This window comes from Chryseobacterium sp. Marseille-Q8038 (assembly GCF_965111995.1).
Map to the genome: position 1 here is coordinate 138,562 of NZ_CBCOPN010000002.1, position 25,502 is coordinate 164,063.

Consider the following 25,502-nt stretch of genomic DNA (forward strand, 5'->3'; position numbering starts at 1 on the left):
GCCAGGGAAATATCATTTATTGCATAAGTTACAGAATAGTGACAATACTAAAAGTAACCTTTCCTTTTTCTACTTTATAGAGATACTGTCTATCTTCCCTATCATCATAGCAAGTTTCGTTTGTGAAAGTCTTTTCTTTTCACAGAATATTGTTGTTCGATTACATAATTTGACATGTATTCTTCCCTTAACTCTAAGATTTTATATTCTTCAATACATTTAACTTATACAAAAGGAATTATTGGTTTCAATTAAAACTAATACAGTTATCATCGTAGTCAGAAGAGTAAACAATTTATGTTATCAAAAGCAACATGTATTAAGAAAAATTAATAGAATATTGGCTTTTACGCAATATAAAAGTAGGTTATAGATAATACTTTTAACCATCAAATACAACGCGAGCTAATGAAAAAAATTTATCTCAGTGCATTAACCTTATGTACAATACTGGAAATATCTGCCCAGGATATTCTCTGGCAAAAGGATTTCAGGTCCGGTACGCAGAACTTTCTAAGCCAGATTACAACAACTATTGATCAACAATATCTGATCACAGGAAGTTCTATACAGTCAGGAAGCGAGGAGCGGAAGTCTGGAAGTAAGCAAAACAACGGCTATGATTTCCACCTGATAAAACTCAACCAGCAGGGGCAGGAAGTTTGGGAGAAATATTTCTCAGGACAAAACCATGATTACCTGTCAGCCACTGTTACCACACAGGATGGAGGATTTCTTCTGGCCGGAACTTCTTATTCAGGAAAAGGATTGGATAAAAAAGAGGATTCCAAAGGAGGATCAGATATCTGGCTGATCAGAATCAATGAATTTGGAGGCCAAATCTGGCAAAAAACTATAGGCTCGCCTGCCGATGAAGAAGCCAGAGCGGTAATTCAAACTACCGATTTAGGATTTTTTGTGGCCGGTAATGTTCAAAACTCATCAAAAGGTTACGGTTCCAAAGATGTTCTGATCACAAAACTCGACAAAGACGGAAAAGAATTTTCACAATTGATTTTAGGCGGAAAAGGATTAGATGAAGTAGAAGAGATGATTCCAACGAAAGACGGAGGAGCGTTACTGGGGATTTATTCGAGGAGTTCCGAGGTTCGGGTTTCGGGTTCTGAAAAGGATTCCGGGATGCGAGGTGCGGGTTCTGCATCAAATGTTCAAAACTCAAATCCCGTATCCCGAAACTCGAAACAAACTGAAAATTTTGGTGAAGGAGATTACTGGATTGTCAAGTTGGACAAGAATGGAAAAGTAGAATGGGAAAAGAACTTCGGAGGGAAAGGTGATGATCATATCAGAACGCTGGCATTGGCTTCAAATGGCTTTATCATCGGTGGAGAATCCAGATCAGAAAGATCAGGAAACAAAACTGTAGGAATTGAAGAAGGAACAGACCTTTGGCTGATTGCCCTAAACGAAAGAGGCGATGAGCAGTGGCAGAAATCTTACAATTTGGGGAACAGGGATATTTTGATGGGAATGAGTGTGATTCATTCAGCAGATGATAAATCTTCCAAAGGAATCTTATTAGGCGGCTATACTCAGGTAGAAGGAAGAATACAAACGGATGATGAAACCTTCTGGATGCTGTATTTGGATCAGAATGGTACCGAGCAGTGGAGAAAACATGTAAAAGGAGAATCCAGAAAGAAAGAAGAAAGACTTTCAGACTTAAAGCTGAACAGAGATGGTTCTATTGTATTGGCAGGAACCAGTGCAGAAGAATTAGGTAAAGAGAACTGGAAGATTATCAAACTGGGAGACAAACAGGTTGATCAGTTAATAGAAAAATACGACATTAAAATTTATCCGAACCCTGTTTCAGATTATGCTTATGTGGAAATAGGATTCAATGATTTCAAAGAAGCAGATATACTTTTATATGATATAAGCGGAAGACAGATTCAAAGTATAAAAACTAAGAACAGAGTAACAAAAATTAATACCCAGGCTTTGGTTCAGGGCGCTTATCTGGTGACTGTAAAAACAGATACAGATAAAACAGCATCTGCAAAACTCATTAAAAAATAAATATGATGAAGAAAATATATCCAGATTTTTTTGTCCCGTTAGTCTTTCTGATATTAGGAATACAGCTGGGATATGCACAGAATGGAGTGGCATTAGAAAAGTCTATTGCATCAATATCCAATTATATTGATATGCCTGTAAATGAGGCTTCAGGAATTCCTAATATAAATATTCCCCTACTCAGTATACCTATGGCTGATAATAACATCAATTATCCTATCAGTTTACGGTATAATGTCAGAAATTATAATAACATCCGGGGAGTCAGTGATATTGGCCAGGGATGGTCATTATTTGGAACAAGTATTATTTATAGAGATATACAAAGTGTTGAAGTCGAGTGTGATAGAATTAATAATCAGTCTGATCCGTACGAAAGCACTTATTATTACAATGTACTTGATTTATCCGGGAAGTTTACTGTTAAAAAGGATACTAATGGTTATAAGGTTGTCAATTTAAATCCCAATAATAATATCACAATAGAAATTAATAATTCTATTATGGCAACTGGGTTAGAATTCGCCATAATAACTAATAATGGTTATAGATACAGTTTTAATAATATTGATAATTACCAATTTAAATGCAATAATTATCCAAAACCCAGTGGAGTGGCATCTACTTATTATCTGGCAAAAATTTTCACCCCCACAGGAGTTGAAGTGGCAACTTTTGATTATCAGTTGCAAAATAAAAACGTTCCGAGCCAGATGGCTCAGCAATACTGTAAACTAAAGTCAATAAAAACGGTCAAAGGAGAAGTTAACTTTACATTTATTTATGATGAGAGTTTAGAAAACACCGTTAATGATCCTTACTGGCTAAAAGAAATTACACTCAAAAATCCTTCAGGTGAAGTGCAGTATTCTTATGTAATGAACAGTTATATATCTGCTTTTCCCTCGTCTGATGTATGGGGAAGAAAACGCATTTTAAATTTCATAAGAAAAAACGATAAAAATAATCTCAAAATAGAGCAGACTATTTTTGGCTATGAAAATAGTGCGCAGTCAGGAAATCAGGAAGGAATACTGGAAAAAATAACGACACCCGCAGGAGGGATTGCGGAATATAAGTATGAAGATCACGTTTATACCAATTCTGCTTCCGCAGCTGGAAATATAGCAAAGAGAGTTAAAGTCATCAACTATTATAAAAATAGCATTGATATTGCTCCGGAAAGAACCATCAACTATGATTATAATCTTTTTGGAACAACAACATCATCAGGATATAAATATTATGGAGAAATAGATGAGTATAATGAGCAAAAACAGGTTTCTTATATCCTCTATAAAAATGTGAAAGTATGGGAAACCGGTAAAGGGTATACCCAAAAAACATTTATTACTCCTAATGATTATCCAAAATATTTGACCAACCAAATATATGTTAATTATTATTTCTGGCCTTATTATGATATCACAAGGTGGGGTTTACCATCGAAGGAAAAAGTGTATGATGATCAGAACCGATTGCTTTCTCAAAAAGAAACTAATTATTTCTTTGATCAATATTGGGAAAGTCAGTATGATTTTAAAATTCACCCGGAATCTTCAGCATTTATTTCAGAGCACATTTCCAGTAAACGCTCTTATATTTTAAAAACACTTCAAACAGAGAAGGAATTTTATGCTAATAATCAAAGTATAACTAAGGAAACAGAGGTTAGCATCAACGCTATAAATCTTAAACCCGGTTACATAAAATCAGTTGTTAACGGGAAAGTAAAAGAAAAATCCATTACTTATCCTACTAATTTACCCGGATATTCTCATCTGGAAAGCGCCCATATGATTGGTGTACCGGTGTCCGTTGAAGAAAAAGAAGACGGGAAGCTTCTTGCCAGATCAAAAGTGTTATTTAATAACGGCTCTTTATTGCCTACCTCTGTTCTTGCTACCAATATTGAAGATGAGAATACGAAGGAAATTCAAAAGATGGATTCGTATGATTACAAAGGAAACCTTATCCAGCTTTCAAACGCAGCAGGCGTAAAAACTGCCATGATTTACGGATATAATAAATCACTCATCATTGCTAAAGTGCAAGGGGCAGCATATGATCAAATCTGGAATCTAGCGCAAGACTTCATTGATGCGTCAGACGTAGACAACAATGCAGGAACTCAGGCTTCCGAGGAAGCATTACTTTCAGCAATGAATACTTTTAGAAAAAAAACTGGCCTATCCAATTTTCAGATCACTACTTATACCTATGATCCTTTAGTTGGGATCAGAAGTATGACTCCCCCATCAGGAGTTACGGAATATTATATTTATGACAATACGGGAAGGTTACACTCTGTAAAGGACAAAGACGGAAATATTATCAAGGATTACCAATACCGATATAAAAACTATAAAGACTAACAACAATGAAAAAATTACACGCAGCTATACTGTTATTGGTAAGTATTATGCATTACAGCCAGGCGGTTCTTAATTCAACTTCTAGTCTCTTTAATGGCCAGAATTCTGATCTCTCTAGCGTAAATGAGAATTATGTTTATACCCGCACTTATCTGGAGCCAAAGACTTTTAGTGATGCTCAAGCTAAGCAGATTCAGGGTATCCTTTTTTTCGATGGATTAGGAAAACCAAGACAGCATGTAGCCATTCATACCTCTCCAACAGGTAATGATATGGTTACCCATATTCCTTATGATAGTTTTGGAAGACAAGTGGAAAGCTGGCTTCCTGTACCCATGAGCAGTTTAAATGGTGATATCCAGACCCCGCCCTCCACTTCAGGATATTATAAAACCACTTCAGGTAGTGCGGATGCATTGATATATGGAAAAAACTCCCTGGAAAACTCTCCTTTAGACCGTTTACAATCTTATGCGGGTGCGGGAAGTGACTGGCTGGGTAAGAAGGTGAGCTATGATTATCAGACTAACAGTAATTCAGAAGTCTACAAATTTACTACAACAACAAGTTGGAAATACGGGGCAACTTCCTCTGCTTTAAACCCAAACCCCATAAGTTATCCCGAAGGAACCTTATACAAAACCATAGTTACGGATGAAGATGGACACTCGGTTACAGAGTTCAAAAATGAACGCGGGCAAACAATATTGACGCGTAAAAAGGAAAGTTTTGACATCCTTAATACTTATTATATTTATAACGAATACAATCAGCTGGCTTTTGTTATCCCTCCCTTAGCATCCCAGAAGATTTTAGCTAATAACGGTGTTATTACTCCTGATATTCTGGACAGGCTGCTCTATACGTACTCCTATGATGGCTGGAACCGGCTGGTAGAAAAAAAACTTCCTGGAAAAGCCTTGGAATACATGGTGTATGATCAGCTGGGCAGATTAGTGATGTCACAGGATGGCAATCTCCGTTCTCAGGGCAAATGGCTTTTTACAAAATATGATGCCTTCAATCGGATTGCTTACACAGGACTCCAAAGCAGCCCGAAAGGAAGATTTACCCAGCAGGCTGCAATTAATACTAATCCCGGTGAAGAAAGGAGTAATACAGGCTTTACGGATTTAGCAGGCTCCACAATTTATTACACTTCCGGCAATACCTATCCGCAAAACAATATTACGGTTTTAACTGTTAATTATTATGACACGTATCCTCCCGGAAGCCCGTCAAACAGTTCAGGAGTGGTTACACAATCCAAACTTCTTGCTTCCTTCATTAAAAATATAGAAGATAATAACTGGACCAAAAACTATACTTACTACGATGATAAAGAAAGAGTAACAGGAGGGCAAACGATTAACCATTTAGGGGGGTATACCAAAATAGAATCCACACTTGCCTTTTCCGGAGTTCCATTGAATACGACAACCCGTCATAAAAAAGACAGCAACAGCCCGGAAGTAAAGATCAATGAAATCTTTACGTATGATCATCAGGAAAGATTATTAAAACATACTCACCGGATCAATGACGGGGCCGAAGAAACCCTGGCTGAATATGTTTACAATGAGCTGGGACAACTTCAGAATAAAAACGTGGGTAATGGTATACAGTCTGTTGCTTACCGATATAACACACTTGGAGCCTTAACTCATATTAATGATCCTAACAACCTAAACAATAAGCTTTTTGGATTACAACTCAAATATACTAATCCACAAAGTACTGCAGCATCCTATAGCGGGAATATTGCCGAGGTTGATTGGACTACCCAAAGTGACGGAATATTGAGAAGGTACAATTATAGTTATGATGGGGTCAACAGACTTTTGGGTGCACAATATAAGGAACCTAAAACCACAAACCCGGAACCTTATTACTTTAATGAAAGTGTGAGTTATGATGTGAACGGAAATATTACTTACCTATCCAGGTTTAGAAAATCACCAAACAGTATTTTTGCTGAGTATGTTGATGGGCTAAGCTATACTTATGATAATAACAGCAACAGGCTGATAAAGGTAAAGGATGGTACAAATAACGCAGCAGGTTATCCCGTTGGAGGAAACACCATCACTTACGATACCAATGGTAATATGACCTCCCATATGGATAAGGGGATCAGTAATATGGCTTACAACTTTCTGAATTTACCTAGCCAGATCACTCTAAATGCAGGTAATATTTTATATTCTTATCGTGCAGATGGGATAAAACTAAGGAAAACCTATGGGAATATAACTACTGATTATCTTGATGGTTTTCAGTATACCAACGGGCAGCTACAGTTTGTACCAACCTCGGAGGGATACTATGATTTTGTAAAAAGTAAGTATATTTACAGCTATACAGACCACCTTGGAAATATAAGGGTAAGCTACCTTAAAGGAGCCGGTGGCGGCATAGAGATCATTGAAGAAAACAACTATTATCCTTTCGGATTAAAGCATGAGGGATATAACAGCATCGGACTAGGTAATGATAATTATAAATACGGCTACCTGCAGAATGAATTGCAGGAAACGGGAATGTATGATATGAATGCCCGTTTCTATATGCCGGATCTGGGAAGATTTATGCAGCATGACCCTTTGAGCGCTCTTTCATTAGATCCTTATGGCTATGCTTTTAATAACCCTGTTAATTTTGTAGATCCAACGGGAATGTACGGAGAAGATCCTCCGGGTTCTTCATCCAGTAATCCTATTGATATTGGAGAAATTATCCTTACCCCACCGGGTGGCAGCAGTAATTATCATACATGGTGGCAGATAGAAAATTATTATAATGTCAATAATAACTCTGTATTTCCGTCAAACTGTACCATGTGCTATGCAAGCGGAGGCTATCAGGTGAATCTTCCGCCGCCGCAAATACAGTCATTACCTCCATATTGTGGGCACTGCTCTGATGGGCCTGTAAAGTTTATAGGAGGGGCTGGTGACTTCTTCGGCATCTTTGACATTGGTGGAGAAATAATGAGCAACTGGAAACCTGAAAACAGGTTTCTTGCGATGGGTGCCGGGATTATTGGTGCAGTAGCATTAAGGAAGCCAGGACTGGCAACCGCCGAAATAAAGGCAGAAAAAAATCTTGCATTAGGATTAGGTGATGATTTATTCAATTTTGCAGAAAAAAACTCATTTCATACTTATAGAGATTTTTCCACAGGATTTAATAAAAGTAAAATATTAGATGCTATGAAAAGTTACGATAAAATACATTTTAATACAACAGGATTTGGGAAGATTAAATTTTCTAAATTCGACCCTAATGCACCTCTTACATTCAGAAATTATACCAACTGGGAAATGCATACTATTATGAATGATGCTTCATTATTACAGAAAACAATATTTTATAATAAAGCGGCAGATGGTACATATAAAATATTAGATAGTTATTCACCCTTATATTAACTATAATAATCTAAAGTTATGGTATATAATTCAAATAGAAAGTTTAAAATGTGGGCTTATATTGTAAGCCATTCATCATTATTATTACGTAGTGAGATGAAATTTCCTGATCAGGATAATTATACTGAAGATCAATCTTATAATATTGATTTCGAGTTCTGGGCAGTAAATTATATTAATATTCCAACGATTCTTAGTAATATTATAATTAAAGAAATTACAGAAAAAGAAGTTCCAATGGAAATCGATAAAAACTTATTGAAATATAATATGAAGATTTTCGAACTGGAATCGGAGGAAAAGAAATATTATATAATTGCTGGAGGACTTTTAATAGGTAAAAACCAATGGGTAAATCAAGACAGAATTCTTAACTCTAATTTAAATTTGGAACATGATGAAGTTATCCTAATTACGAATTAAAAAATTAACGGAATATTCCAAATGTATTGATATTAAATTAGAGTATTGGTTTTCAATACTCTAATTTTAAAATAAGAATGAAAATCTCAATTTAAATGATATTGCGGATAGCCATAACAGGAGAAAAGAGAAAATAGTCTATTTAAAATATTAAAGATCATATCAGGTGTTTCAGATGTGTTGGTAAAAAGACCAGCTTGGAAATGTAAGGATTTCTTACGGTAGAAACAGCGCAGGCGTTCTTGAGATCACAGATGCCAATGATTACTATCCTTTTGGGATGAATCATTTTAAAACCGGGAATGCATTCTTTGGACGAGGAAAGCCATAAGGATAATAAATACAACGGGAAAGAACTTCAGGAAACGGGATTATACAGCTACGGCTGGAGAGAATAAATGATATGGCATGGAGGATGTCTGGTGTAAGAGCCGATGGACCTATCCAATATATTGGAAGTGCTGATGACCCAGCAGGAGTCTTTGACATTGGAGGACAGATAATAAGTACTGGGAAGCCTGAAAACAGGTATCTTGCGATAGTTGCCGGGATTATTGGCGCAGTAGCATTAAGGAAACCAGGACTGGCAGCAAAGGAAATGCAAGCGGAGGGAAAAATAATAGGTTTAGGAATTGATGCTGATTTAGCTTTACACAGGGGTACCAGAGCAACCTAAAATGACAAATTTTGAATTTGACCACATATTAAGTAATCCTGGGCTTCTTCAAAAGACTACATTTATAAAAAATGGTAATCAAGTTATTTGGGATGGAACACAATTTATATCAAAATAATATGGAAGTACTAACAAATTTAGATAAGATCAATATTGTATTAAGTAAATATGAGGGCGATATGGTTAAAATATGGTTATTTGATATGACCCATACCAAGATAGCCTTAAAAATAACTTCACAAAAAGATGATGAAATCATTTATTTAGTAATGGGAAATTGTCAATATATAAAAGGAAAGTTTTCTTGGAAAAATCCTCAATTATCTGTTAGCATTTCTTTTGATACTGAACATTCTGAAAATGAATATATCATAAAGGATAATAAAGCTAATTTTGAATTGACTTGTAATAGCGGAATAGCATTAGCTAAGGGAATAGAATCAGAATTTGGAAATTCTTTTGATAATTTTTTGACAAAATAAATGCATTGGTAACATTCCGAATGTGTTGACTATAAATTAAAGTATTGAAAACCAATGCTCTAATTCAAAAGATTGAATACAGATCGGCTATGGAAGTGGTAATAGAGCTTATGACAACTGTGCCTGCAACAGTATACATGACAACCCTTATAATAGCGATAATAACAGTAGTTTTGGCAGTACTAATAGCAATCCTCTTTCCTGGATGAGATATGTTTTCATGGGGGTGAAAAAACGTTAATTAGACCTTAAATATATAATTATGGCTATATTATTTATAAATCAAACGACATGTGGACTGTGTAATGAAAAAATTACTGATTTGGAGAGTATCTTTTCATTTCCACCTTTCATTCAAAATATTAAAGATCCTTTATATCAATTCAATGATTCTGTATTTCACATTAATTGTTTAAATAAACATTCTTTTGGAAAAAAAGCCATTGAATTAGCTAAACAATATCTTTATAGCGTTAAACCTGAAAATAGAAAATGTATTGTAGATGAAGAAATTATAGAAGATGTTCATGATTACATATTTATGGGAGTATTAACATCTAATGATGATGAAGACCTATATAAATTTAACCTTATTACATTGAATAAACGTAATCTGCATAAATGGAAAGATAGAGCTGATTTTATCATTATTGCTGAAAAGTTTATAAAAGATGGAAAATGGGAAGATTTAACTTCTTATAAATATTTAAATAAATTAATTGATTTATTTAAACAAGATATTTTAATATAATAATTTCTTAAAATCCATAATAATGACTATTTTTTTTATGAATAGTCAACCTTTTTCAGGACAAGACAAAATGATAAAAAACCTCCAACGTTGGAGGTTTTTATTATTTATAGGCTTCGATTTTATCAGTAAGCGTATTGATAAAGTTCTGTAGTGGTTTTTCTACCATCATTTTGATGAATGGATTGAATTTCCCTTCGAATAACATCTGAACTTCAGTTTGGTTATCACTGATGGGGTTTAAAGTTGCTGTTAATGTGAAATCCAAGCTTGAACTTGCAGATTTTAAAACAGCTTTCTGATCATCTACTTCGTCTATTTTTAACGCAATTTCCGGCATTCCCTGTAATCCAAATTTAAATCCGTTATCTCTCGTTTCAAATTTCTGAAGACCATCCGGCATAAAATCTTTATAATTTTCAGGTGATTTCAGCAACTCGGTAAGTTCTTTAGATGATTTATTGACAATAATCTTTCGTCCTTCTAAATTCATTTTTTATTTTTGTATTTAAATTCTTAACTATTACAAATGTATAAAGTTTTTGTCAACGAAAAAAAATTATTGATATCTAAGCATCCTGAAGAACTTGAAAAAAAGCTTGCGTATGAAAATTACACAACTTTAGAGATTGCTTTGGATCTTTTAGAGAACACTTCTGTACAGGAACTTAATGTATATGGAGAGAATTTGGATGAAATCTGGCAGGAGTTCCAAAAGCTTTTCAGAATTATAGAAGCTGCAGGAGGTCTCGTGAATAACCCTGAAGGTAAGATTCTTTTCATCAAAAGACTTGGCAAATGGGATCTTCCTAAAGGTAAGATGGAAAAAGGAGAATCCAGAGAAGAGTCTGCTGTACGGGAAATAGAGGAAGAAACCGGCCTTAGTGATGTAGAGCTTGTAAAATTCATCAATACCACTTACCACATCTATGTAGAAAGAAATGGGGAGAAAATTTTAAAATGTACCCATTGGTTTGAAATGAACTTTGACGGAGAAGATACTTCCACGCCACAAATAGAAGAAGGTATTACTGAAGTTGCCTGGAAAACCACGTCAGAAATTGAGAATGAAGTTTTCCCAAGTACGTTTAAAAATATTAAACTAATTGTAAAAGAATTCTGGGATTTGAAGAAATCTTAAAAGCCGGAAGCTGGAAGAATGAAGCCGGAAGTTACTATCCGGCCAATTACTTCTTTAAGTGTATATTGACCAATGAAATTTTATAAAGTTGAATAAAAAAGAGGAAGCTCTTCAATTGCGTTCATGAACTTCCCTCTCCCAGCCTCCAGCTTCCTTACTGCATTAAATAAAGTCAATCAACTTCTCCAGAGCAATTCCTCTAGACCCTTTCAACAAGATGTTTTCGGACTGAATTCTATTTTGTTTCAAATATTCTATCAGCTCTGCTGTATTTTCAAAAGCAAGATCTGAAGGATTAACTGCTTTAAAATGTTTTCCCACAGTAATAATCTCGTTGAAATGAAGATCCTGAGCCAGTTTTAAGATGTTCTGATGCTCTTTCTCGCTTTCATCACCCAATTCCAGCATATCTCCAATGATAATGGTTGTAGTACCTTCAAAACTGATAAAGTTATTCAATGAAGCGGTCATAGAGCTTGGGTTCGCATTATACGTATCCAGAACCAAAGTCCTTCCTTCTTTTTTCACCACCTGAGATCTCATATTGGTAGGGGTATACCATTCCAGTGCGTGTTGTATTTTGTCAAAACCAATTCCAAAATGAAGACCCAGGCTTGCAGCTGCACAAAGGTTAGTAAAATTATACTCTCCGGTCAGCTTTGAAACGGCTTTTATTCCCTGATAAGTCAACCCTACAAAATGTTCTTCTGAAAAAGATCCAAAATTATAATTGGATGTATCTTTTCCAAAAGTAATTTTAGGTGAATAGTTTTCAGTTTTTTCTATCTGAATAGGATCATTTTCGTTAACAACAATAGTTCGGTTATTATTTTTAAGATAATCATACAGTTCAGATTTTCCTTTTATGACGCCCTCAAAACCTCCGAACCCTTCTAAATGGGCTTTTCCAAAATTGGTAATATAGCCAAAATCAGGTTGAGCAAGGGTACACAGAAATTCTATTTCTTTCTGATGGTTGGCTCCCATTTCAATCACAGCCATTTCATGCTCCGGTTTAATGGAAAGAATGGTTAACGGAACTCCGATGTGATTGTTCAGGTTTCCAAATGTATACTGAACATTAAATTTTTCAGAAAGAACCGCATGAATAAGTTCTTTTGTGGTAGTCTTACCATTACTTCCCGTAAGTCCTATAAAAGGAATGCTAAGCCTGCTTCTGTGATAAATAGCCAGCTGTTGCAAAAACTCAAGGGTAGACGGAACATAGAAAATGTTTTTATCCTTGTTTTCAAATTCCGGAAGTTCAACAATCACGGCCAAAGCTCCATCATCAATTGCTTTTTCTGCTAAAGTAGCTGCATTGAAATTTTCACCGGAAAAAGCAAAGAAAATATCATTCTGTGCTATTTTTCTGCTGTCAATGGTCACTTTTGCGGCCTGCAGAAATAAAGGATAAAACTGTTCTATATTCATTTGGAAATATATATTTTTTTTAAAGTGGTCACATGCAATCGCCAAATCTACATGAGTGTTTTAGACTTTTTAACCGAAGCGATTTCATGGTTCAAAAATAAAAAAACCTTCCGAAAGTTCGGAAGGTTTTTTATAAGTATTTTTTGATAAATATTATCTTCTAGTTCTACTCTTATCGTTAGTTCTAGCATCCTGTGCAACACGGAATCCTACCCAACCATAAGCTCTGTTTTGATTTTTATATCTTCTTTGTCCCGGATCCAGCCAATACGCTGTATCCTGCCAAGAACCTCCTTTCACAACTCTAACCTCGTTAGAAATTCCTGAAGTTCTCTCTTTGGTGTCTTTCTGTAATTTCACTCTACCTGTCCCATCTACAACAAAGCTTTTCTTAGGAGCGTTGTACATATCGAATCCGGCAGCAGAATCAGAAGCTCTGTAATATTCTAAAGAAGATTGTCTGTCACCATCTCTGTAATTTCTGTAGTCAGCGATAGTCTGTCTTTCAAATTGTCCAGGAAGTCCTTTGTAAACTAATCTTCCGTCAGCCAAAGTATCATATTTGATAGTACCTTCGTCGATCATTTTATAAGTACCGTCTCCGTTTCTTACAATTGCCTGAGGCATGTTACCTCTATAATAGTTGAAATCGTTGTAATCTTCATCAATGATTGGTCTGTAAACATCAGCCGTCCATTCAGCAACGTTTCCGTACATACCATACACTCCTAAATCATTAGAAGGATATTGTCTTACGTCAGAAGTTTGAGCAGAACCGTCATTCTTCCATCCAGCGATACCTGAGTAGTCACCTTTACCCATTTTGAAGTTTTCAAGGAACATTCCTCTGTCTCTTCCTTTAGTACCTCTTAATCTTTCGATTTCAGGTTTTTTACCTAGATATTGGTTATATTCTCTGGTTTTAGCCATACCAAGAGCTGCATATTCCCACTCTACTTCGGTAGGAAGTCTGAACTTCTGTACCATTGCAGAATTAGGAGCTCTGTTAGCAGCAAGCAATCTCTGGTTGGTAGTTTTCATACCTGTTTTTTGCTGCATTCTTTTCTCGTTGATATACCCTTGCATTTCAGGATCATTCGATTTGAATTTATCCATGTTGAAAGCAGTACCTCCCTGGTTGTTAGATTCGTTGATATACAAATCTTTAGCAATAATACCAGCCTGCATCAAAGCTTTTTCGTTCGCTCTGTCTGACAGCCATTCACAGTATCTGTTTGCCTGAGTCCAGGAAACTCCTACTACCGGATAGTAATCAAACTCCGGAGAACGCAGATAAGTTTCATTATAATCGTTTCTTGCTAATTTGTTGTCCCATAATAAGGTATCCGGCAAAGCACCGTTATAGATTTCCTTAAAACTCGGGTCACTTGGTGGGAATACATACTTCAACCATGTAAGGTATTCGCGGTATTCGTAGTTAGTAATTTCAGTTTCACCGATAAAGAATGAACTTACCTGCATCCTGCGAGGTGTGTTATTCCAATCGTGCATAACATCATCTTTCACTAATCCCATTGTAAAAGTTCCACCTTCTACATATACCATTCCAGGCCACCCCTTCTGCTTTTGTTGCTTTCCTGCAAAAAACCAACCTTGTTTTTCGTTTGGTTTCCAACCTGTTTTACTGACAAATTTTTTGGTACCGCCACCTTTGCTGGTTCCTGATCCGCCACAACTGGTTAATGCAAGTGTAGAACTTAATGCTATTAATGAAAACAACTTTAGTTTTTTCATAGTCGATATAAATATTTTCAAAGTACAAAGAAAAAATAAATTATTCAATAAATCAAGTAAACATTTGATTTTTTTGAAAAACGTTAACAAATTAATTTTATTGTATCGCAATTTAATTCTAAAATTTTGATTTATTTTGTAATTTAGCAATTTCAATAGTAAACATGAGACGAAAAATAACTCTTTTATCTTTAATCGCTTTTGCATCAACACTTTACGCCCAGAGAAACACCATAGAATGGAATGGTTCTAAAATCCAGGATTTTGGTGACACAAAATTAAATCTTCCCAATTTTAAAAATGAAGGTTTTTCTTTCAGCCAAAATAATGTTTTTATAGTAACCCAACAAAAAATTGGAGAAAAGCAGCTGAAAATTTCAGACCTTGTTTGGGAAGGTGTTTCCAATCAGGATTTGTTTGAGCTGGATAAAGGCAGACTTCCTGATTATGATGTAGCCGATGTTTCATATTATACTTTAAACGGTGAAAGCTATGCCAGCATTAGTATTGCTTTATTTAAAAATATAAAGGGCCGTGTTCAGAGATTGTCTTCATTTAATGTTTCTGAAGCTTCTTCTTTTATCAATACTACAGGAACGGTTAATAAAATAGGAACTACTGCTAATCCTTTATCCAGTGGAAACTTCTACAAAATAAAGGTAGACAAGTCCGGAGTATTCAAAATCACTTCACAGTTTTTAAGAGATAATGGAATCAATCCGAGTTCTGTAAATCCTAAAAACTTCCGAATTTACGGAAACGGAGGGGTAATGCTTCCTGAATACAATCAGGATCCAAGATATGGTGCTTTACAGGAAAATGCCATTCAGGTAGTAGGAGAAGATGATGGGGTATGGAATGATAATGACTATGCTCTTTTCTATGCGCAAGGCCCGGATGGATACAACCTTTATGATACTGCCAATGGAAATGGTTTTAAAAGACACGATACCCGATTCAGTGAGCGAAGTAATAATGTGAAAAACATCTATGAAGATTTCTCTTATTATTATATCAATTTTGATAAAGGTACGGGAAAAAGAGTTCCGACTGTTGACGGAAACCTTCCTGCCCAGATGATTACAAGGTATGACAATTACCAGGTGATCAATAAAGATCAGAAAAACCTGTTAAAGGTTGGGAGAACATGGGTAGAAGATACGCCTTTCACTAATGAAAAAACAGTAACGCTTACTACCAATTCACCTATACAGGCGAATGATGTGATACGATACAGAACTCAGGTTGTAGCCTATAATTCCCAACAAAATACTGTTGATTTTAAGATCAACAATTTAAATCCGCATCCGATACAGGTTATCCCTACGGATACATCAAGTTATCAGTATACCTTTTATCCTGTAACGTATTCCGGAACACTCACCAATCTTACCGGAAACCAGTTTACACTGGTTTATAACCCTGATATTTCCAAAAATCCAAATGGAACCTTCTATTTTGATTATGTAGAGGTTCAGTATAAAGAAAATCTTGCGTTCAATGGTTCACAGATGAATTTCAGGGATTATTCGATTGTAAGTGGAAGTAATACAGACTATGGTTTCAGTATCAGTAATGCTGCTAATATTGAACAGGTATGGGACGTTACGGATATTACCAATGCAAACCGAAGAGTGAATAAAGCAGGAGCCGGTTCTTTCAACTTTGCCTATACCGCAGCTGATCAGAATTTCAACAATGAGTTTGTTGCTTTCCGTGCTGATGCAGCTTTCAGTCCTCAGTTTGTAGGAAGAATTTCCAACCAGAATCTTTCTGCCATACAAAATGTAGATTATCTCATCCTTACCGTACCTGAAATGATGGGACAGGCACAGCGACTTGCCAGCTATCATCAGACTCACCATAACTATAAGGTAGAAATTGTTGACATTAACAAAATCTATGAGGAATATGGCAGCGGAAGTAAAGATCTTACTGCAATAAGAGACTTTGTCAGCAAACTGAACACTCCGCTGGGCAGACTTCAGTATGTATTTATCCTGGGGGATGCTTCATATGATTATAAAAACAGAGTTCCGAATAATTCAAACGTTGTTGCCAGCTATCAGAGTGAGCAGTCTTCAGACTACGTTTCATCATTCGTGACGGATGATTATATCGTCATGACCAAACCGCAGACCACGCTATTAATTGAAAATAACTTACCGGATCTGCCCGTTGGTAGAATTCCTGCAGCCAATGTAAGTGAAGCCGGAGATATGATCAATAAAACACTGGCTTATTACAATTCTCTTCAGGGACAGTCAAGTCCTTTCGGAGACTGGCGTATGAGGCTTGACTTTGTTGTAGATGATAATGATGAAGGTGGAGGTCCGTTTCATAACGTAATGAACAATTCCCTGGTGAGTATATTTGAGCAGCCAGGCCAGACGGATCTTAAAGAATATAATGTCAAAAAATTATATATGGATGCCTTTACTGCTCAGAGTACCTCTGGAGGACGAAGATATCCACAGGTAAATCAGGCGATTTCCAATGCTATCGGAAACAGTTTATATCTGTTCTATTTCGGACATGGAGGAATCAATGGCTGGGCACAGGAAAGAGTTCTGACGAGTAGTGAGGTTCAGAATGCCAACAATTTCTCTAATGTATACAGCAGATTTCCATTCGTTTCTACCATCACTTGTGAATTTACATTATGGGATGAACCATCCACCAACTCTGTAGGGGAACAGTTTATTAAGATGAAGCAGGGAGGTGTTTCCACAATGATTACTTCCAGCCGTGCTATTGGGGTAGATTATGGACGTGATTTTACCAATACATTTACTCAGAATATTTTTAAATTAACCAACGATGATTTTAATTCGTTAGGAAATGCTCACTTAATTGCTAAAAAACAAAAAGGACCAAACAGCAATCACTTAAAAGTAAACTTATTGGGTGATCCTGCTATGAAATTAAGCAGACCACAAAGACTTTTAGTCATTGATAATATTGAAACTCCGGTTCCAGGACTGATAAGAGGGTTGGATTTTGTAAAGATAAAAGGACACATCAATAATCCAAACGGAACATTGAATAATACCTTCAACGGAAAAGTCAGCATCAATATTTTTGATAAGAGATTAAACAAGAAAACATTAAATAACAGTGGCGTGTTAACTCCGGTTTTAGATTATACTGAAGAAGGAAGTGCCATCGTAAAATCTGCCGGAACTGCGGTAAACGGAGTATTCACTGCTGAGTTTTATGTTCCTAAAGATATTAACTATGCTGTAGGCCAGGGAAGAATACTAGCCTATGCAGACAACAAATCAACAGATGTTTTCAATAACCAGACTGTACAGGTGGGGGATATTAATCCTAACGGAATTAATGATAATCAACCTCCAAAAGTAAAGCTGTATATGAATAACACCAACTTTGCAGATGGTGGTATTACCAACCAGAACCCTATGCTTCTTGCCTGCCTTACGGATGATACAGGAATCAACTCAACAGGATCAGGAGTAGGCCACGATATTACAGTATATCTTGACGGGCAGATTATCAATACTGTTGTTTTGAATGATTTCTATGCGGCAGGAGAAGGAAACGGATGTTTAAATCCTAGTCTTGCAGAGTATCAAAAAGGGAATGTAACCTATCCTTTCAGAAATCTTGCCATAGGGCAACATCAATTAACATTTAAAGTTTGGGATATAAACAATAATTCCACAACTGCTACGTTAAATTTTGAAGTTAAAGATGAATCTGACCAACACCTGACCATCAACCGTCCGCTGAACTGGCCAAATCCATTTACCAATAAAACATATATTCAGTTTGAACACAATTGTGATGACATTCTGGATGTGAACGTACAAATTTATACTATAACCGGAAGACTCGTAAGAACTTTATCGCAACCAGTAGTCGCAGAACCGTTCCTACAGGGCTTTAGAACCCCTCGTCAGGCAATAGAATGGGACGGAAGAGATGATTTTGGGTCTACGGTAGCAAAAGGTACGTATATTTTTAAGATATTTGCAAAAAGTCAAAATCAAGAAAAATGCAAAGGAAGTGCTACAGCTGTAGAAAAAATGGTACTTTTGAAATAATAAAATAGAACATAGACAATAATATTAATAAAAAACTGATAATATATAAAAGACAACATATGAATTTAACTACTAAACTGCTTTTAGGATTTGGTTTGAGTGCTGGTTTTTTAGGCTATTCGCAAGATTTAGGTAAAGTAAACCCAGTTCTTACCGGAGCTCCTTTCCTAAGAATTGCACCTGATGCAAGATCGGGAGGTATGGGAGATCAAGGTGTGGTAACCTCTCCGGATGCCTTTTCACAATTCTGGAATGCGGCTAAATATCCCTTCAGCAGGACAAGTTCTTCCGTAGGTCTTAACTATACGCCTTACATGGGAAAACTTACCAATGATGTATTCTTATTATATGCTTCGTTTCATAAGTTTTTGGGGCAGGAAGAAAGATCTACCATCTCTGCAAGTATCTATTATTTCAATATGGGACAGGTAGACCTGACTCAGCTGGTAGGTACAGAAATTGCTTCAATGGGTACATCAAAACCAAACGAATTCTCTATTGACGTTGCCTATGCTTTGAAACTTTCTGATTCATTCTCCGGTGCTGTTACCGGTAGATTCATCCGTTCAGACTTAGCCGGAGGATTCAATACTGATACTACGCTTAAAGCAGCAAACTCTTTTGCGGTAGACGTTTCAGGATACTATACCTCTCCACGATTCTCAAGTATCGGTGGATATGATGGTAAAGTGAATGCCGGTATCGCTATTCAGAACTTAGGTCCGAAACTGGATTATACAGGAAATGAAGAATCAAGATCTTATCTTCCTACAATGGCAAGATTAGGGGTTGGATACGATATGTACCTGGATGATATGAACAGAGTTGGAATTTCTGTAGAAGGTTCAAAACTTTTGGTTCCAGGATCTGAGTATGCAGGAATAGATCCGAATACAAGACAGCCTATTTATCAAATCCCGAATGTAGGACCAATGGCTGGTATTGGAAAATCTTTCAAAAATAAAAACAGTATCATGTACAGTGGTGCTTTAGAATATTCTTATGACAATGCTTTTTCTGTAAGAGGAGGTTACTTCCACGAAAGTGAAGAGCAGGGAGCAAGACAGTTTGCAACAGCGGGTGTCGGCTTAAGATACCGTTCTTTCGGACTGGATCTTTCTTATTTGATCAATATGTCTAAAATCAACAGTGCATTGGATAACACTCTTCGTTTCGGTCTTACCTGGAACATTGGAGAAGAAACATCCAACAACGATCGTTAAAAAAGAGCAACAGCTATATAAAAAAAGCCTCATACATTGTAATGAGGCTTTTTTTATGGGCAATTGTGAATGGTCAATCCGCTCTGCTTGTCAATTTCACATACTACAACCATTCACCATTCACTTTGCGAAGCAAAAATTCACTATTGAAAAATATGAAGAGCAATTGTCAATCGTCAATCCGCTCCGCTTGTCAATTTCACATACTACAACCATTCACCATTCACTTTGCGAAGCAAAAATTCACTATTGAAAATAGGAAAGAGTAACTGTCAATCGTCAATCCGCTCCGCTCGTCAATTTCACATACTACAACCATTCACCATTCACTTTGCGAAGCAAAAATTCACTATTGAAAATATGAAAGAACAATTGTCAATCGTCAATCCGCTCTGCTTGTCAATTTCACATACTACAACCATTCACCATTCACTTTGCGAAGCAAAAATTCACTATTGAAAATAGGAAAGAGTAACTGTCAATCGTCAATCGTCAATCCGCTCCGCTCGTCAATTTCACATACTACAACCATTCACCATTCACTTTGCGAAGCAAAAATTCACTATTGACCTTTAAACAGTGCAATGGTATAATCAAGGAGCTTTCCATCTCCAGACTCTCCATGTCCCGGAATTACAATTTTCACACGGGGATATTCTTTCTTAACTTTTTCAACAGTTTCAGACCATGCAGAAACATTTGCATCCCCCAGATATCCTTTGCCTGCCTCTAGCTCTTTCAACAAACATCCGCCAAAAAGAATATTTTCGCTTGGGAAATATCCAACAACATTATCTTTCGTATGCCCTTCCCCAAAAAATTTTGCCATAACATCTTTGTCCCCTACTTTCAAAACAACAGAATCATTGAAACCATTTTCAGGAATAACAAAATTATTCTCTCTCGCTAATTCAATTGTTTTCACATATGAATAAGAGGGAATACCATTTTTGTGAAACGCCATCAATCCTCCTAAGCTGTCATCATGAAAATGAGTGGGAATGACAGCTTTGATTTTTGCATGCAACTTCCCTTTAATCCATTGTATCAATTCTTCTGAACTTTTATCATCAGTAGGAGTATCAAAAACAATAGCTTCTTGATGATCTTTTACAATCAATCCATTGCAAGGTACATTCCCGAAGTCATTCGTCTGCTTAAAGGAAGTATGGATAAAAGAATTTTCTGAAATCTGGGTGATGATCAGATTACTGGACTCATATATTTTCTTTGCTTTAAAACTTTCCTTATTCTGTGAGCCGCAACTCAGAATGAAAAAAGAGAAGAATATAAAGAAGAGATTTTTAATAGTATTTTTCATGAAACTGTTACTTAAAAGTTGAGATAAGCTAAAGTAAGAATTCATGGAACAAGATTTGTTAGGTGTTGTGTTAAAATTGATATGTATGAATGATGAATCATCAATCTGCTTCGTATGTCAGTTTATTTTAAATACAATAACATCTCATTAAAAAAATATAACATTTAAGTTGAGAAAAGTCTCTTTTTTATGGCGATTTTCTTAAATTCAATAGCTATTTTTGTAGTATGAACTATTCGGCGGAACTAAAAAAATTTGTAACCAGTCAGTATGTATATTCTGCCATCAGAATTACACTAGCTACTGTTCTGCCTTGTTTAGTCCTCGCCCACTTTGGGATTTTGAAAGAATATTTCCTTTTTCCACTAGGAACCAGCTTTGTAGCCCTTACCGACCAGCCCGGACCTTTTATCCGAAGAAGAAATGCCCTTACTTTTGCCATCTGCTGTTTTGTATTTGTAGCGCTCATTGCAAGTCTTGTGATGAATATCAAAGTACTGGTATTGCTGGAAGTCATTGTTTTCGGGATGTTTTTTTCCCTCATTGGTGTTTATGGACAGAGACTGGCCGCTGTAGGGTCGCTATCACTTGTTGTACTCGCGATCTTTATTGATGGCCACCTTACAGGAAGTAATATCTTTAAAAGTCTGCTGATTTTTGCATGCGGCTGTATATGGTTTCTACTCATATTTCTTATTGTAACCACCATTCGTCCGTATAAACTGGCAAGCCAGATGATTGGAGAAAATTATCTTCAGCTGGCTGAGTTTTTAAAGATTAAAGCCAATTATTATCAGAAGAATCCGGATTTTAATAAACTGACCACTCAGGTTATTGCAAAGCAGATTGAAATAAAAAACCTGCAGGAAGATACCAGGGAAACAGTTTTCAAAACAAGAACGATCGTCAATGAATCTACAACCACCAGCCGTTTATTAATGCTGATGTTTCTGAATTCCATGGACCTTCATGAAAAGCTGATGACCTCTGAAAGTGACTATCAAAAGCTACAGCAGAGCTTTGAAGACAGCATGATCCTGGTGAATATCCATGATTATCTTAATCTCTTGGCGGAAGAGATCACCAATATCGGAATCGCATTGCAAAGCGGTACCAGAGCAAAACCTATGTCCAATCTGGAACTGGAATTAAAGAACTTAAACTACCATTATTTCGAACTCAGAAATAAACAGCTTTCTCCTGACAATCTGGAAAATTTCATGATTCTGCGCCAGATCCTGATGCGTATCTATGAAATTACGAAAGAAATTAACGAAATCTATAAAGTATTTTCACAGGATATCAAACTGGCGAAGAGTTTATCTACGGGATTAGACTTGAAAAAATTCATGCCTAATGAGCCTAAACTTAATGCCAAGGTTTTAAGAAATAATATTTCGTTATCATCCTCTCATTTCCGCCATGCCATCAGAATTACAACAGCTTTGCTGCTGGGATATGTTTTTTCCATGTTCGATTTTCTGGGATTGGGACATACCTATTGGATATTAATTACCATTACGGCCATTTTAAAGCCGGCTTATTCCATAACCAAACAGAGAAACCTTCTTCGTCTCTATGGAACAATTGTAGGGGCAAGTATTGCTTATGCCATTCTGCACTTCATACATATTAATGGGGTTTTATTTGCCATTCTGCTGATCAGCATGATCATGTGTTTCAGTTTTCTGAAAGGACGGTATTTCTGGGCGGTATTATTCATGACGATCTATGTTTTCCTGAGTTTTAATTTTTTAAATCCCGGGAAAGTCAATATTATTTTTAAAGACAGAATCTTCGATACCGCTATTGCCGGAATGATTGCTTTTGCTGTGTCTTATATTGTGCTTCCGGTCTGGGAACATACCCAAAACCTGGATCTGATGAAAAAATCGGCAGCAGACAATCTTATTTATTTTCAAAGCGTGATCTCTAAATTTTTACAGGGAAATTTTGACCTTGAAGATTATAAGGTAAAACGAAAAAATGCGATCATTTCTCTGGCCAACCTTTCCGATAATTTCCAGAGAATGATTTCCGATCCTAAAAATCAGCAGAAAAAACTGGAAGTTGTCCACCAGTTTGTAGCTACCTCACATCTGATTACGGCCTATACCGCTTCCCTGTCTCAATATTCCAAAAGCAATGAGCAATACCCTGAAATAGATGCTGAAAGCTGGAGCAGAAAGATTGAAGCCGAAATGCAGCAAACCTCTACCCTTCTCAACGGAAATGATATCAATGAAACCTTGAAAATGGAAAGCCGTCTTGAGCCGGAAGATTCTTCTATTGAAGATATGATTCTGAAAAGAAAAACTGAGATTGAGGAAAATGATATCGTTGACAGAAGAGATCCTGATAAAGTATCCCATTTAACAGAGCTTAAAAACATCCACGATATTCTGGAGCTGATCTATGATGTAGCAAAAGAACAGAGAAAAGTGATCGAAAAATACAAAAATGAAACAGATCCTACTCCTCCACAATCGTAAAACAGTAATCGTCGAAAAACTCTACTCTGGCTTTGAATTCATCTGAAAACTGATCGTCATATACTCGGCAGCTTATTTTATGAAGATGTTTCAGCTCGAAAGGCTTTACTTCATAATTCTTTTTTAAAGACCAATATTTTGAGTGATGAATTTTATACATGCTTTCTTTTACACTCCATATAATGGTATAAAAAGTATCCGCTTTATCCTCAGGAATAAATCCCCGCTCATTTTCATAGGTGAATTTATCAATTACCCTTAAAATCTTAGGATTGAATTTTTCTACATCAATTCCTATTTTATTTTTAGAAATGGCAATGGCAGCAAAGGGAAAAGAATGCGTAATAGAAATTTCTGCATCGTTGGGAGAAAGAAAAGGCTCTCTTTCTTTGTATAAAATCTTAGAATTGGGCTTTAATCCTTTCAGGAGCTTACGCACCATCAGGACTTCCAGTAGTTTTTTAGGGTGATAATCTTTTACTTTTTCAGCATTTTCCGGTTCCAGAAGTTGGTTGATATCAAGTTCTTCACTTTCATCATATTTCCAAACAAGGATGGTGGCATTATCATCTGAAAAATCTCTGTAGAGTGGCATTCTTTTTTATATGAGACAAAAATACTAAAAAAAGCTTGAAGCTGGGAGCGGGAAGATGGAAGTTACTATCTGTTATAAAAACAAGAGATAAATAAAGTCAGAAAAATCGTTTGATGAAAAAAGGAAGGAGGAAAGGAATGGAAGATGGGAGCTGGAAGATGGAAGTTACTATTCGTTATAAAAACAAGAGATAAATAAAGTCAGAAAAAATCGTTTGATGAAAAAAGGAAGGAGGAAAGGAATGGAAGATGGAAGCTGGAGGATGGAAGTTACTATCCGTTATAAAAACAAGAGATAAATAAAGTCAGAAAAATCGTTTGATGAAAAAAGGAAGGAGGAAAGGAATGGAAGATGGAAGCTGGAAGATGGAAGTTACTATTCGTTATAAAAACAAGAGATAAATAAAGTCAGAAAAAATCGTTTGATGAAAAAAGGAAGGAGGAAAGGAATGGAAGATGGAAGCTGGAGGATGGAAGTTACTATCCGTTATAAAAACAAGAGATAAATAAAGTCAGAAAAATCGTTTGATGAAAAAAGGAAGGAGGAAAGGAATGGAAGATGGAAGATGGAAGATGGGAGCGGGAGGATGGAAGTTACTATTCGTGGTAAAAAGAATTTTCAGACCGAAGAATCCGTTGAGAAAAAAACAAACTCTTTGCTTCCTTAATCTTTACAAACTTCCAGCATCCTTCTTCCAGCTCCCAGCTTAATTACTTAGACTGATGATTCACATCATTTCTATGCTCCACAATTTCAAGGTTGGCATCCACGAAGTAGGCACTTCCGAAACCGTTCACATAAGATCCTTTCACAGGCTGCAGAGCAATTAAAATAAAATCTCCCATTTCAGAAATTACCTCCACTACTTTACCGTGAGTCTCTTTAAGTTGGGCAACTACAGTGTTCCATACTTCAGAATCTCTTTCAATCTGAGAAGTTGCTGCTTCAATGGTAAGGCGCTCGCGGGCATAGATTTGCTTGGTAGCCGATTCATCTTCGATAAACATAATGGATGTTTTTCTTCCGTCAGCAAGATTTTTAGTATGTTTTGCCATGAAAGAAACCAGAATATAAAAAGTTTGATCTACTTGTACGAAAGGAGCATAACTTGAATTGGGATTTCCTTCAGCATCTACAGTAGCAAGGATGATACTTTTTGAAGCATTGATCAGTTCCTGTACTTTTGGAGCAACGGGTTTGATTTTCTTTTCTGTATGGGTATGGTTCATAATATATTTTTTTATCAGCTAAAATTAATTATTTATATTAAGACTAAATAATATTAATTCATGT

Annotated in this window: 18 protein-coding genes; 12 read left to right on the plus strand and 6 right to left on the minus strand. The window is 36.1% G+C overall.

Annotation, left to right across the window (positions count from 1 at the left end; translation table 11 throughout):
- Nucleotides 1–408: 408 nt before the first annotated feature.
- The 7 genes from ACWPWS_RS14565 to ACWPWS_RS14595 all read left to right on the plus strand — a co-directional run bounded on the left by ACWPWS_RS14565 (nucleotide 409) and on the right by ACWPWS_RS14595 (nucleotide 10,181).
- Nucleotides 409–2,043 carry a T9SS type A sorting domain-containing protein gene (locus ACWPWS_RS14565; protein WP_454046998.1) on the plus strand — a complete coding sequence of 545 codons (1,635 nt, stop codon included), beginning with the start codon at nucleotides 409–411 and terminating at the stop codon, nucleotides 2,041–2,043.
- Between the two features lie 2 nt (nucleotides 2,044–2,045).
- Nucleotides 2,046–4,418: a hypothetical protein gene (locus ACWPWS_RS14570; protein WP_454046999.1), complete on the plus strand. Its 2,373-nt coding sequence runs from the start codon at nucleotides 2,046–2,048 to the stop codon at nucleotides 4,416–4,418.
- A gap of 5 nt (nucleotides 4,419–4,423) precedes the next feature.
- A complete protein-coding gene (locus ACWPWS_RS14575) occupies nucleotides 4,424–7,849 on the plus strand; it encodes an RHS repeat domain-containing protein (protein ID WP_454047000.1) in 3,426 nt (1,141 codons plus the stop codon).
- 18 nt (nucleotides 7,850–7,867) lie between these two features.
- Nucleotides 7,868–8,272, plus strand: coding sequence for a hypothetical protein (locus ACWPWS_RS14580; RefSeq protein WP_454047001.1), 405 nt, complete (start codon nucleotides 7,868–7,870; stop codon nucleotides 8,270–8,272).
- A gap of 403 nt (nucleotides 8,273–8,675) precedes the next feature.
- Nucleotides 8,676–8,948, plus strand: a complete 273-nt coding sequence (locus ACWPWS_RS14585) for a hypothetical protein (protein WP_454047002.1) — start codon at nucleotides 8,676–8,678, stop codon at nucleotides 8,946–8,948.
- 119 nt (nucleotides 8,949–9,067) lie between these two features.
- Nucleotides 9,068–9,430, plus strand: coding sequence for a hypothetical protein (locus ACWPWS_RS14590; protein ID WP_454047003.1), 363 nt, complete (start codon nucleotides 9,068–9,070; stop codon nucleotides 9,428–9,430).
- A 262-nt stretch (nucleotides 9,431–9,692) separates the two neighbouring features.
- Nucleotides 9,693–10,181 carry a hypothetical protein gene (locus ACWPWS_RS14595; protein WP_454047004.1) on the plus strand — a complete coding sequence of 163 codons (489 nt, stop codon included), beginning with the start codon at nucleotides 9,693–9,695 and terminating at the stop codon, nucleotides 10,179–10,181.
- A gap of 103 nt (nucleotides 10,182–10,284) precedes the next feature.
- Here the strand turns inward: ACWPWS_RS14595 and ACWPWS_RS14600 are convergent, their stop codons facing one another.
- A complete protein-coding gene (locus ACWPWS_RS14600) occupies nucleotides 10,285–10,674 on the minus strand; it encodes a hypothetical protein (RefSeq protein ID WP_047387661.1) in 390 nt (129 codons plus the stop codon).
- Between the two features lie 36 nt (nucleotides 10,675–10,710).
- Between ACWPWS_RS14600 and ACWPWS_RS14605 the strand changes: the two genes are divergently transcribed.
- The gene (locus ACWPWS_RS14605) at nucleotides 10,711–11,322 is read left to right on the plus strand and encodes an NUDIX hydrolase (RefSeq protein WP_454047005.1); all 612 of its coding nucleotides are present in this window, start codon (nucleotides 10,711–10,713) and stop codon (nucleotides 11,320–11,322) included.
- Nucleotides 11,323–11,484: 162 nt separating this feature from the next.
- Here the strand turns inward: ACWPWS_RS14605 and ACWPWS_RS14610 are convergent, their stop codons facing one another.
- Together ACWPWS_RS14610 and gldJ are read right to left on the minus strand one after the other, a co-directional pair.
- Entirely contained in the window at nucleotides 11,485–12,756 is a 1,272-nt protein-coding gene (locus tag ACWPWS_RS14610; RefSeq protein WP_454047006.1) for a UDP-N-acetylmuramoyl-tripeptide--D-alanyl-D-alanine ligase, read from the minus strand.
- A gap of 153 nt (nucleotides 12,757–12,909) precedes the next feature.
- A complete protein-coding gene (gene gldJ / locus ACWPWS_RS14615) occupies nucleotides 12,910–14,511 on the minus strand; it encodes a gliding motility lipoprotein GldJ (protein ID WP_105680983.1) in 1,602 nt (533 codons plus the stop codon).
- A 164-nt stretch (nucleotides 14,512–14,675) separates the two neighbouring features.
- On the opposite strand from gldJ, the gene porU reads away from it, so the two are divergent.
- Nucleotides 14,676–18,578: a type IX secretion system sortase PorU gene (gene porU, locus ACWPWS_RS14620; protein WP_454047007.1), complete on the plus strand. Its 3,903-nt coding sequence runs from the start codon at nucleotides 14,676–14,678 to the stop codon at nucleotides 18,576–18,578.
- 59 nt (nucleotides 18,579–18,637) lie between these two features.
- Nucleotides 18,638–19,801 (plus strand): type IX secretion system outer membrane channel protein PorV, encoded by a 1,164-nt coding sequence (porV, locus tag ACWPWS_RS14625; protein ID WP_105680985.1) that lies wholly within the window; start codon nucleotides 18,638–18,640, stop codon nucleotides 19,799–19,801.
- Between the two features lie 562 nt (nucleotides 19,802–20,363).
- Here porV and blaCHM read toward each other — a convergent pair.
- Complete coding sequence (blaCHM, locus tag ACWPWS_RS14630; protein ID WP_454047008.1) at nucleotides 20,364–21,122, minus strand: CHM family subclass B1 metallo-beta-lactamase; 759 nt, start codon at nucleotides 21,120–21,122, stop codon at nucleotides 20,364–20,366.
- 227 nt (nucleotides 21,123–21,349) lie between these two features.
- Between blaCHM and ACWPWS_RS14635 the strand changes: the two genes are divergently transcribed.
- A complete protein-coding gene (locus tag ACWPWS_RS14635; protein WP_454047009.1) occupies nucleotides 21,350–23,614 on the plus strand; it encodes an FUSC family membrane protein in 2,265 nt (754 codons plus the stop codon).
- Here the strand turns inward: ACWPWS_RS14635 and ACWPWS_RS14640 are convergent.
- Nucleotides 23,595–24,209: a 4'-phosphopantetheinyl transferase family protein gene (locus ACWPWS_RS14640; RefSeq protein WP_213280211.1), complete on the minus strand. Its 615-nt coding sequence runs from the start codon at nucleotides 24,207–24,209 to the stop codon at nucleotides 23,595–23,597. The genes ACWPWS_RS14635 and ACWPWS_RS14640 overlap by 20 nt on opposite strands.
- Nucleotides 24,210–24,736: 527 nt before the next feature.
- Here ACWPWS_RS14640 and ACWPWS_RS14645 point away from each other — a divergent pair.
- A complete protein-coding gene (locus ACWPWS_RS14645; protein WP_454047010.1) occupies nucleotides 24,737–24,919 on the plus strand; it encodes a hypothetical protein in 183 nt (60 codons plus the stop codon).
- On the opposite strand, the gene ACWPWS_RS14650 is transcribed toward ACWPWS_RS14645, so the two are convergent.
- Complete coding sequence (locus ACWPWS_RS14650) at nucleotides 24,920–25,438, minus strand: pyridoxamine 5'-phosphate oxidase family protein (RefSeq protein ID WP_454047011.1); 519 nt, start codon at nucleotides 25,436–25,438, stop codon at nucleotides 24,920–24,922.
- Between the last annotated feature and the right edge of the window lie 64 nt (nucleotides 25,439–25,502).

What these genes read in the sequence shown, in the direction of transcription:
- ACWPWS_RS14565 (WP_454046998.1), top strand. Translation starts at nt 409, where the DNA reads ATGAAAAAAATTTATCTCAGTGCATTAACCTTATGTACAATACTGGAA.
- ACWPWS_RS14570 (WP_454046999.1), top strand. Translation starts at nt 2,046, where the DNA reads ATGATGAAGAAAATATATCCAGATTTTTTTGTCCCGTTAGTCTTTCTG.
- ACWPWS_RS14575 (WP_454047000.1), top strand. Translation starts at nt 4,424, where the DNA reads ATGAAAAAATTACACGCAGCTATACTGTTATTGGTAAGTATTATGCAT.
- ACWPWS_RS14580 (WP_454047001.1), top strand. Translation starts at nt 7,868, where the DNA reads ATGGTATATAATTCAAATAGAAAGTTTAAAATGTGGGCTTATATTGTA.
- ACWPWS_RS14585 (WP_454047002.1), top strand. Translation starts at nt 8,676, where the DNA reads ATGGCATGGAGGATGTCTGGTGTAAGAGCCGATGGACCTATCCAATAT.
- ACWPWS_RS14590 (WP_454047003.1), top strand. Translation starts at nt 9,068, where the DNA reads ATGGAAGTACTAACAAATTTAGATAAGATCAATATTGTATTAAGTAAA.
- ACWPWS_RS14595 (WP_454047004.1), top strand. Translation starts at nt 9,693, where the DNA reads ATGGCTATATTATTTATAAATCAAACGACATGTGGACTGTGTAATGAA.
- ACWPWS_RS14600 (WP_047387661.1), bottom strand. Translation starts at nt 10,674, where the DNA reads ATGAATTTAGAAGGACGAAAGATTATTGTCAATAAATCATCTAAAGAA.
- ACWPWS_RS14605 (WP_454047005.1), top strand. Translation starts at nt 10,711, where the DNA reads ATGTATAAAGTTTTTGTCAACGAAAAAAAATTATTGATATCTAAGCAT.
- ACWPWS_RS14610 (WP_454047006.1), bottom strand. Translation starts at nt 12,756, where the DNA reads ATGAATATAGAACAGTTTTATCCTTTATTTCTGCAGGCCGCAAAAGTG.
- gldJ (WP_105680983.1), bottom strand. Translation starts at nt 14,511, where the DNA reads ATGAAAAAACTAAAGTTGTTTTCATTAATAGCATTAAGTTCTACACTT.
- porU (WP_454047007.1), top strand. Translation starts at nt 14,676, where the DNA reads ATGAGACGAAAAATAACTCTTTTATCTTTAATCGCTTTTGCATCAACA.
- porV (WP_105680985.1), top strand. Translation starts at nt 18,638, where the DNA reads ATGAATTTAACTACTAAACTGCTTTTAGGATTTGGTTTGAGTGCTGGT.
- blaCHM (WP_454047008.1), bottom strand. Translation starts at nt 21,122, where the DNA reads ATGAAAAATACTATTAAAAATCTCTTCTTTATATTCTTCTCTTTTTTC.
- ACWPWS_RS14635 (WP_454047009.1), top strand. Translation starts at nt 21,350, where the DNA reads ATGAACTATTCGGCGGAACTAAAAAAATTTGTAACCAGTCAGTATGTA.
- ACWPWS_RS14640 (WP_213280211.1), bottom strand. Translation starts at nt 24,209, where the DNA reads ATGCCACTCTACAGAGATTTTTCAGATGATAATGCCACCATCCTTGTT.
- ACWPWS_RS14645 (WP_454047010.1), top strand. Translation starts at nt 24,737, where the DNA reads ATGAAAAAAGGAAGGAGGAAAGGAATGGAAGATGGAAGATGGAAGATG.
- ACWPWS_RS14650 (WP_454047011.1), bottom strand. Translation starts at nt 25,438, where the DNA reads ATGAACCATACCCATACAGAAAAGAAAATCAAACCCGTTGCTCCAAAA.